Annotated in this window: 8 protein-coding genes and 2 pseudogenes; all 10 read left to right on the top strand. The window is 37.4% G+C overall.

Annotated features, from left to right (window positions below; translation table 11 throughout):
- Positions 1-210: pseudogene (locus BMX60_RS12100) on the top strand (IS21 family transposase); the annotation flags it as partial.
- A gap of 5 nt (positions 211-215) precedes the next feature.
- Positions 216-965, top strand: coding sequence for an IS21-like element helper ATPase IstB (istB, locus tag BMX60_RS10355; protein WP_091351392.1), 750 nt, complete (start codon positions 216-218; stop codon positions 963-965).
- 159 nt (positions 966-1,124) lie between these two features.
- On the top strand, positions 1,125-4,220 hold the full coding sequence (locus BMX60_RS10350) for a hypothetical protein (RefSeq protein ID WP_207648438.1): 3,096 nt from the start codon (positions 1,125-1,127) through the stop codon (positions 4,218-4,220).
- A gap of 503 nt (positions 4,221-4,723) precedes the next feature.
- Positions 4,724-5,422 carry a lantibiotic protection ABC transporter ATP-binding protein gene (locus BMX60_RS10345; protein WP_091351390.1) on the top strand — a complete coding sequence of 233 codons (699 nt, stop codon included), beginning with the start codon at positions 4,724-4,726 and terminating at the stop codon, positions 5,420-5,422.
- Positions 5,419-6,177, top strand: a complete 759-nt coding sequence (locus BMX60_RS10340; protein WP_091351389.1) for a lantibiotic immunity ABC transporter MutE/EpiE family permease subunit — start codon at positions 5,419-5,421, stop codon at positions 6,175-6,177. The genes BMX60_RS10345 and BMX60_RS10340 overlap by 4 nt, the downstream gene beginning before the upstream one ends.
- Positions 6,177-6,962 (top strand): lantibiotic immunity ABC transporter MutG family permease subunit, encoded by a 786-nt coding sequence (locus tag BMX60_RS10335; RefSeq protein WP_091351388.1) that lies wholly within the window; start codon positions 6,177-6,179, stop codon positions 6,960-6,962. Before BMX60_RS10340 ends, BMX60_RS10335 begins: the two co-directional genes overlap by 1 nt.
- Positions 6,963-6,991: 29 nt before the next feature.
- A complete protein-coding gene (locus BMX60_RS10330) occupies positions 6,992-7,687 on the top strand; it encodes a response regulator transcription factor (protein ID WP_091351387.1) in 696 nt (231 codons plus the stop codon).
- Positions 7,688-7,725: 38 nt separating this feature from the next.
- On the top strand, positions 7,726-9,165 hold the full coding sequence (locus BMX60_RS10325; protein ID WP_091351386.1) for a sensor histidine kinase: 1,440 nt from the start codon (positions 7,726-7,728) through the stop codon (positions 9,163-9,165).
- A 255-nt stretch (positions 9,166-9,420) separates the two neighbouring features.
- Positions 9,421-10,080 (top strand): annotated as a pseudogene (locus tag BMX60_RS10320) (transposase); the annotation flags it as partial.
- Positions 10,081-10,152: 72 nt separating this feature from the next.
- A partial coding sequence (locus BMX60_RS12495; RefSeq protein ID WP_143055925.1) for a transposase occupies positions 10,153-10,299 on the top strand: 147 nt, incomplete at its 3' end.

Raw genomic sequence — 10,299 nt, 5'->3', positions numbered from 1 at the left:
CTAAGAAAATACTATGATGATAAAACTATTGATAATGCCTGCCATAGAGCATATACTTATGGTGCATTAAAATACAGAGCTGTTAAAAATATCTGTGAAAAAGGGATTGAGTTTTTACCAGTAGATAACAATGAAACATACTTAAATACCAATGAAACCTCCCTTGCAAGACCACTATCAAGTTATGCAAAACTACTTGGAGGGAGGTGAAATAAATGAATGATGTAATCTTAAGCAAGTTAAAGCAACTAAAACTATCAGGTATAATCAAAACCTTTGAAACAAGGAATGAACAGGCCATAAAAGACCAATTATCGTACATAGAATTCTTTGAATTACTATTGAGTGATGAAATGGCTAATAGGAGGGATAATGGGACAAATAAAAGGTTACAAAGGGCCAAATTCCCACAATATAAAACAATAGAAGAGTATAACTTTAATTTCCAACCTAACTTAAATAAAAAACTAATATATAGTCTTGGAACCTGTGAATTTGTTAGAAAGAAAGAGAATATAGCTTTTATAGGGCCACCTGGGACAGGCAAGACTCATCTTTCAATATCATTAGGAGTTAAAGCAATATCCCAAGGATACAATGTTCTTTTTACAACTGTTAATGCAATGCTAGAAGATCTTAATCTCTCAAGGGCAGATAACTCTTTTAAACAAAGATTAAAACACTATATAAGTCCTGATTTGCTAATACTTGATGAACTAGGTCTAAAAAAACTTAATCAAAACAGTGTAGATGATTTCTATGAAGTTATATCAAAAAGATATGAAGATGGTTCTACTATAATAACTTCAAATAAGGTGTTTGAAGAATGGGGTAATATATTTTATGATCCTGTCCTTGCAACAGCTATCCTTGACCGATTCATACATCACTGCCATTTCATAGTTATCAATGGTGGTAGTTACAGGATGAAAGAACAGGAAGCAAAACTTAGTGAAGTTAGATAAAGAAATAGCTTATTATTTTTTATCTAGGTGGGGAAAAATTCTTCCCTTTTTTGGGGAATTTTAATTGACAATAACAGTATCAACATACTTGTACAGGCTGAACAAGGAGAAGGCGAAAGAATTTTCGAGTCGATTGAGCTAATTAGAGAAGTACTGCTGTTGTCTATCGGCCTTCTTACTGAGCAGGTACAGAAGTACTTTCCAGAGCGTCTGAGTGAATGGGTCATGGGCTTGGATTCCCTTCGTGACTCTATACTATGGAACACACATTTCGGAATAGGGGAATCCCGTCAAGATTATGGTTTTGAGCTTCGGATTTGGGAAACCCTTGCGAGAATTCCGCAAGTGGGCACTAGGCTCGCTCCAATTTTGAGAAGTTGTGCCGAAACCTATGAGAAGTCAACCCTGCTTAAAGGTGGTTCCCGTTCGGATCATTTCATTTGGCTTTCAGCGATTATGGCTAAGTGTGGTATGCGTGATGATGCCGAAAAGTGGCTCCGCTATGGCATACGCTCATCGCAAATATATGGGTATCACAAGGATATCACCCTTTTACACTTGATCGACATCCTTAATCTCGTCAATCAGCGTCAGCCTAAGTTGGCACTTGAACGGTGTGCTCGCGTGCTGTCAATGGTGGACTGGATGCCACATCTTACGGATGGCAGGGAGACCAAGTGGTTTCCCCAGAAAGCTTTCGCGGCCGTTTTAAAAGTCAATCGGCAGGCCGCGTTTGATTTGCTAACTCATTTCTCACGGTCTATAGCAAGATGGAAGATGCAGGATTGCCTTGAGGAATACATTCTTAGTATGGAAGAGGGCGACCCCGAGTACCTCTGGTGTCTCACGGAGCTCTTTGCCAATCACTTTAGCGAAGATGGTAGGCATTGTAATCAAATTATGGAAACCAGGCAGCACATCGTTGATTTGGTGCACGAATCCTGTTCAGTAGAAATCTACAATGAATTCGAAAACCGCTTCCGACGCTTCATACTAACGGAGATCACACCTAGGCACTGGCCCGAAGACCTGAAGAAAGAGCTCGGCATCCCTGGTAGCACTAATGTTAAGAATGACAATGCTGACTCATGGGCTAAGCCGCCATCAGAGTTCAAACTGGATGGTGATATCATAACCATTGAAGGCATAGCTGAGAAATGTCGGGTATCATTTACTGAGTTTCTGAAGACGCTTGACAAGCTGAAGAACCAGAATGAGCATTTTTACGAACGGGATCTAGTAAATACCTCTTTAAGACATCACATAACGAATGCCAAGTCATTAGAAGACCTCATATCGATCAAGGAATATGCTGAGTCTGAAGGTCGCTGGCAGGATGCAACTGTAATTGAACAATTAGCTGAACGTTTTGTGGAATTCGGAGATCATGCTAACGCCATATCGTGCTTCGGGATAGCATACGCTTGCTATGGAAGCTGGTCCCGTTGGCGAGATAACAGAAAATATCTGGCGGCAGCAGCGGCAAGGGACAGACAAACTGCGAAGAAGTTTGTCCTAAAGGAATGCTATGAATCAACTTGCGGTTCCGGTGGTGGCTATGATACACCGCCTATTGCGGCTTCTGGACTGGATGTGCTGGATGAACCTCAAATACTTGAGGATGTATTCAATGACTTCCTGACGCATTGTGAAAGCATGTTTGCGCAATTGCCTAAGAATGATAACTATGCATGGCTGAAAGAGTACAAGGAACCGTCCGCCGATGCCAACCAGCTCATTCTTAATTTTGTTGTGGACGAGTTGTCGACTTCTGAGATTGAACACGGCGAGAGATTGATCAAGGCAGTGACGAAGTTGGCGATTGCCAGACCCGATGAGGCAATACCTGTGCTTATTACCAGGATGGTATCAGCTTCCGGAAGGATTCTGCGTCGTTTGCTGACGGTATTTTACTGTCTTGCTACCCATTGTCCCCAGCTCTTGGTGCCGCACCAGCAGGTATTCGCCCAAATTCTTGAGAGGGAGGACTTTTTCTGCCGTCAAACAGTTCTGCGTATTCTTCGCCGTGTGGACGAAGCTTCTCCTCTTGAAGCTTCCGTTAACAGTTCTGTCCAGCGTATAGATAAGAATTACTCAGATGCCATATATTATTCGTCATATATACTTCCGTCTTGTTCTACTCCTGAATTCAAGCATTTTCTAAAACGAAACACCCTGTTTGGTTTTTCCAAGCAGGTAGAGTTGATGGAGAAAATTCTTCAAGTACCTCCGGGGAATCTTGTGGCTGCCATTGAAGAACGACTGATTGCCCAAAAATGGTCGATAGATGATGAGAGAGACCGTGTAAAAGATGACTGGTACGGCCATGTACATCCGCAGGGCTGGCCTGTTGTCTGGATTACAACCGAATTTCAGGAACTTGTTACAGAGACTCTTTGGGGCATACTGGACGAAGTGGCTATAAAGCTGAAGATGAGCAAAGAACAGATTAACTGGCTCTGGCAGACAATCCAGCCTGCCGATCCGGAATATGTTTTCCGTGGTTTAATGCCGCGCCCTCTAGACATCGAGCCACTTAATGTCCATGACAAAGAGGCCTGGTTCAGCGAGCTGGACGCGTTCAAATCTCTGGAAATTGGAGATACAAGAATCCAGGGTGATGATGGAGAATGGATAACAATATTTGAGAAGCGGAGAATGGCTCAGGAAGAAACGTACAATGTTCCATATAGACAAGAGATCTCTCTGCAAGGATTTCTGCTCCCTCGACAGGTGTACGGTGGATCCTATAGGTTAGATGAACTTGAATTATGGACCGAGAGAATCCTCCCAAATTCCTCAATGTCTGTCACAATTAAACAGACTCAGATAGAACTATCTGGTAGAGGACACAGAGTCTTGGAAAAGTCAGACGAATGTATCCCCATTATCGCCGAGCACGAGAATCCTTTAACTTTTTTGGGGTACTTAAATGTGTGTACTCTGACCTCTTTCATCATAAAGGAATTCAATCTGTCGTTTGAAGGGTTGAATCTTCTCAGAAATGGCGAAGTTGTTGCCAAGTATGAGGCATGGCAGGAAGGCTACCAGGATGAGTGTTACACACGGGAGAAATTATCACTTGGCTTTAGACTTCGGGTGCGCCAAGACTTCTTAACCGAGATTTGTCGTTGTTATCGCAAATTACTGTGTATTTGTATTGATGAAAAACGGGAGTATTACGAGTCTATTTACCATCCAGAACCTAATGATAGTCGATATTTAAGACGATATGTATTGTATTATTTGAGCTAAGTGCCATGATACCAGCAGTAACAAGTACCCAATTTACCATCTATAGTTTTTAAAAAAGAGGAATTCTTACAGAGAGCCGAGATGTGTTGGTATCTCATAGTTGTTTCGATGATAAGTTGGGATGACTGTAAGTTATTTTTTGGAGACACTTACCATCTTTTTTGGTGTATTTTACTGAGCAATTTATCTATTCCATACCATCAACACATATCGAGACGGTTGCAAAACTGGAGAGGGTGAAAGGTTGATAAATAAAGGTTTTGGGACAATTTGATGAATTGAAGGATAAAGATAACTCTTGAGTTGTATAAAAAAGATTTTTGATAAAAGTAAGGACTAAATAAAAGAGTTAAATGCAAGCAGAAAATAACCGCCAGTCAATGAAGAAAGAATGGCGGTTATTTTCTTTTGATTAGTAAGAGCAACTTTATAAATTCTTTATAATTGCCTGTTACATTAATAATCGTAGTAGAGATTAATAATGTAATGAAAGGATGAGCTAAATGTCAAACTTGATACTTGAAACAAGAGGGCTGAAAAAATACTATGGAAAGCAGCTTGCCGTAAATGATGTTTCACTCAAAATCCCAAGGGGTTCAATCTACGGATTACTTGGTCCAAATGGAGCAGGAAAATCCACTATATTAAAAATGCTTACGGGACTATTGTATCCGTCAAAAGGTGAAATTATTGTTTTTGGTGAGACATGGCAGAGAAAACACCTTGAACGGATTGGAGCATTAATTGAATCCCCTGCTTTATATGGCAATCTAACTGCAGTTGAAAACCTCCTGATTCACACAAAATTGATGGGACTTCCAAAAGAAAGAATTTACGAAGTACTTGAGACAGTAAACCTTAAAGATACCGGCAAAAAGCTTGCTTCACAATTTTCAATGGGTATGAAGCAAAGACTTGGCATAGCAATTGCTCTCTTAGGATATCCAGAATTATTGATACTTGATGAGCCTACAAATGGCCTTGATCCTATAGGAATTCAGGAACTGAGGAAATTAGTCAGGTCATTCCCTAAAAGAGGGATTACGGTAATTCTATCAAGCCATATATTGCCGGAAGTGTCACAGCTTGTTGACCATATTGGTATAATAAGCAATGGTGAGCTTAAACATCAGGGTAAAATAAATCATGATGAAGACCTTGAGGGATTATTCATGAAAGTTGTTAAGGGGGCTAAAAAATGATTAATGTAATAAAGTCTGAAAGCATTAAATATAGGAGGACTTTTACCAGACAAATTATATTATTTGCACCACTGTTTTTTATAATAATAGCATTACTACAAAAAATATTTATGCCTGCTAATTATCTACCACCTTGGCAGCTTCTTCTCTGCCAAGTATACAACTGGTGGCCGGTAATTTTTATTCCACTTAATATAGCTTTATTGGCTGCATTAGTGGCAGTGCAGGAAAAAAAAGCGGGAAATTACCGAAATTTGAGGCTTCACAATATTTCACCATTAATTATCTGGATAAGTAAAATAGTATTAATGGCATATCATATAATGCTTGCAACATTTGTTCTTATTGCCCTTATAATAATTTCAGGGTTTATTGTAGCAAGGAGAGAAATTCCATGGATAAAGATTTTTGCGGGTGGGTTTACGATATGGCTCACATCACTAGCTGTAATACCACTCCAGTTATGGGTAGCAACATGGAAAGGTACGTTTTTTAGTATGGCTGTGGGATTCGCTGGACTCATTTCCGGTATTATAGCGGCACCTAAATACTATTGGATATATGTCCCATGGAGTTGGGCGACAAGGCTTATGTGTCCTATAATAGGCGTACACCCAAATGGGGTTCCCTTGGAGACATCAAATCCCCTTAGCAGTCCTTCAGTAATACCAGCAGGGGTAGCTCTGGCAATTGCTGCCTTAATAATCTTTACTATAATTACAGCAGTGTGGTTTAATAGAAGGGAGGTAAGATGATGAAGATATTAATATCAGAATGGATTAAGACAAAGCGCACGCCTATAAGATGGCTTGCGTTTTTAACACCTGTGATTTTTGCAGCACTTATTATATGGTATTTTTCATTAAAGGCAATAATGATAGACATTCAAATTTCAATATTTCAGGTATTTTTTGAAGCATGGACCGCACTGGTTATCCCATTTGGTGCAGGTTTAATATCAGGATTAATGATACATCAGGAGGAACTTGCCGGTAGTTGCAACGGCTTTCTCGGAAGCAAACTGCCGCGCAGGGATTTATACCTTGGAAAACTATCAATACTTATTTTGTTGGCATCGGCAAGTACTTTACTTGCAGTATTAGTGCTATTATTAGGATTAAGCTTTATATTAAATATGTATATATCCTGGCCGATTTTTATTATAGCAGCTATAATGGCTATGATAGGAACCCTTCCACTGTTGGCATTCCATTTATGGATAAGTTTCGCATGGGGAATGGGTGCATCAATTGGTATTGGTGGCGGTGGTGTTCTAATAGCTGCTTTGATGGCAACAAGTCTGGGCAATAAGATCTGGCAATTTGTACCGTGGGCATGGCCAGTTCGTTTAGCAGGGTTAGCAGGAGCATATTTATTATATTTGCCTGGCATGAAATTACCACCCGAAATCATATCTTCAGGTTTTATCGCAGATCAAGCTATAAAGGGTCTTATTCCAACTGCAGTACTTTTTGTTAGTTTACTGGTTGGAGGTTTGATTTGGTTTAAAAGATGGGAGGGTAGAAAAATATCTGATTAAAGAAAAATGAAAGGGGAGGCTTAATCAGTATGAATAAGATTCTTATCATTGATGATGAGGAAGACTTAGTTATTCTATTAAAAGATTCTCTTGAGAGCAGAGGTCATATTGTATTAGCAGCATATGACGGTGAAAACGGTATTAGAAAAGCCCAAGAACAGCCGGACATCATTATTCTTGACATTATGATGCCTGGCGTTGATGGGTATGAAGTCTGTAGAAAAATAAGAGATGCAGTTCTTTGCCCGATCATATTTTTGAGTGCAAAACAGTCGGAAACCGATAAGCTAAAAAGCCTTGCCTTAGGAGGCGATGATTATTTAATAAAGCCTTTTAGCCTTAATGAACTGCTCGCGAGAATAGATGCACATTTAAGGAGAGAGAAAAGGGCTATCTTCCTTAATAACTTAAACAAGAGAGTGTTGATTAACTTTGGCAGACTGTCGGTTGATTTAAAATCAAGACAGGTTAAGATTAATGATAATATCATATCTCTTACTAAACGAGAATTTGAAATTTTAGAACTGCTTTTAATGCATCCGGGTCAGGTGTTTTCAAAAGAACAGATTTATGAGAAGGTTTGGGGATATGACGCAGAAGGAGATTCTTCAACTGTGACTGAGCATGTGAAAAACATAAGAGCAAAGATAGCTGAATTTGATTGCGATACAGAGTATATATCGACGGTATGGGGTATCGGCTATCGATTTAACAAAATAATGTAATGCGAAATTATATATATATATTTAGAGGGTGTATTTATATGTTGGAAAGAAAGCCTCTGAAATCACAATTTGTAATAACGTTTATTTTAATTGTCATATCAAGCATAATAGCTACAATAGCTACGTATTATGCGGGGTATGTTATTTATACAAAAATTGAATATAAAAAAGTATATCCGGCCAACTACTATGAAAAGAAAATTCCAGATATTGAAGGCTATATCAGAAAAGAAGGTGTAATTCTTTTAAACGAGAGCGAAAAACAACTTCTTGAGAAAATAATTCCTTCAGAAGGTATATTGTTTCAAGTTATGGATGAAAATGGCAATATGATATATGGAACAGATTATAAAAAACTTTTAAATGGCAAAGAGAATTTATATAGTAAAGTGAATACTACCATTAGAATAGATGGAAGATATACAAGAATCATCCCGGTATTCGATTCTCAAGGGAAAATAAGCGGAGCAGTTTCATTATCATATACACTAACACCTCATTATCCAAGCATATCAGATAAAATAATGCTGGTACCATTATTTATTTTAATTGTTTTTTCCCCGTTTATTTATATAGTAATCTTTACATTGTTTTTTTCAAAGAAATTTGCTGCTAATATAGGTAAGCCGGTTAATACGCTTATTGATGCATCAAGAAAGATAAAGGAGAAGGATCTTGATTTTAGTATAGATTATTATGCCGATAATGAGCTTGGAAGACTTTGTGAAGCATTTAATGAAATGAAAAACGAACTTAAAAAGTCTTTATCACAGTGGAAAGCAGAGCAGGAAAGACAGGAAATGGTTCAGGCTCTGGCCCATGACCTAAAAACACCTCTTTCTGTAATACAGGGCTACGTTGAATCACTTCTGGAAGGCAATTATGTTGATACTCAAAAGACCCAAAAATATTTGCAAGTAATAAAAGATAATGCAAATAAGGGAACCAACTTTATTAGGGAAATGCTTTACGCCGCAGACCTTGAGATGTCTGGCGCAGAACTTAATATCGCTCCAGTGGATATATACTCTTTTTTAATGCAGAAAAAAGAAAGTTATGAGATGATGACAAAAAATAAAAAGATAGATTTTAAGGTTGATGTAACATATAGAAATCAGGCTGAAATAACATGTCCTATTGATGTTGTAAAACTTGAGCGTATTCTTGACAATATCGTTTCGAACAGCATCTGTAATACGCCGGAAAATGGTACAATAACAATTAATGCGGATATTACCTGTGATAATATTTGTTTTAAAGTATGTGATACAGGAAGGGGATTTAGTAGTAAAAATCTATCAAATCTATTTAAGAAATTTTACAGGGGAGATGAGTCACGTTCTTCCAAAGATGGTCATGCAGGGCTGGGACTTTATATTGCAAAAAGACTGGTAGAAATGCATGGCGGAAGTATTGTTGCCTTTAATGCAAAACATGGTGGTGCATGTATTAAATTCGATTTACATTTTCTAAAATAATATCAACAGATATTTGGTATTTTTTTATCTTTTTCATGCTCTCAAGGCATGTTGAGTGTTTGGTAAGGCTGACGAGGGTTAAAGTTAATATGATGTTAAAAAAAATGAGCGTATAAGTCAAAGAAGTGTGACCTATACGCTCTCAGACTGAAGACAAAGTCTAAAAACAAAGAGAATCCTTGAAAATAAAAAGGATTCTCTAGTTTTTTATCTAATATATAAATAATATAGAGAAGATGTTAGGTGGTGTATTAAATGTTAACAAGAAATAAAGATGATGTACGTAATCAATATGAAATATTGTGCTTAGACCAACTAATACCAGAAGATCATTTGGTAAGAAAGCTCGATGCAGCTATAAATTTTGATTTCATATATGATCTTGTTTCAGATAAATATTGTATGGACAACGGACGTCCAAGTATAGATCCTGTAGTACTTTTTAAGATAGTATTTATTCAATACATATTTGGAATAAAATCCATGCGTCAAACTATCTTAGAAATACAAACAAATGCTGCTTATCGTTGGTTTATCGGTTATGGACTTAATGAGCAAATACCTCATTTTACAACATTTGGGAAGAATTATATTAGAAGATTTAAAGATACAGATATATTTGAGAGGATATTTATTAGGATATTAGAAGAGGCAATAAAGGCAGGTTTTGTTAAAGCAGATGCTGTTTTCATAGATGCAACTCATGTAAAAGCGAATGCTAACAAAAAGAAATTTGATAAAGTATTATTAGAAAAAGAAGCAAGAAATTATCAAGAGCTTTTAGACCAAGAAATCAACAAAGATCGGGAAATACACGACAAAAAACCTTTGGATGTTAGTAAAAAAAAGCAAGAATTAAAGGAAAATAAGATTAGCAAGACAGACCCTGACAGTGGTATGTTAAGAAAAAATGAAATAGACTGTACTAGATTTGCTGGACACGTAGAAATGTTGCTATAATAAAAAGAGAAAGGACGTGTTTCAGCTATGAACAATAAAAATAAATTTACTGATGATTATAAGAAAGAAATAGTGAAACTTATTACCGAATTAGGGAAAAAAACAACTGATGTAGCTAGAGATATTGGTGTTATCCCTACAACTATCAGAAGATGGGTAAAACAATATAGTCTA

Source organism: Anaerobranca gottschalkii DSM 13577, assembly GCF_900111575.1.
GTDB classification, from domain to species: Bacteria; Bacillota; Proteinivoracia; order Proteinivoracales; family Proteinivoracaceae; genus Anaerobranca; species Anaerobranca gottschalkii.
The sequence above is the reverse complement of the archived record's forward strand: the minus strand, read 5'-3'. Positions and strand labels throughout refer to the sequence as shown.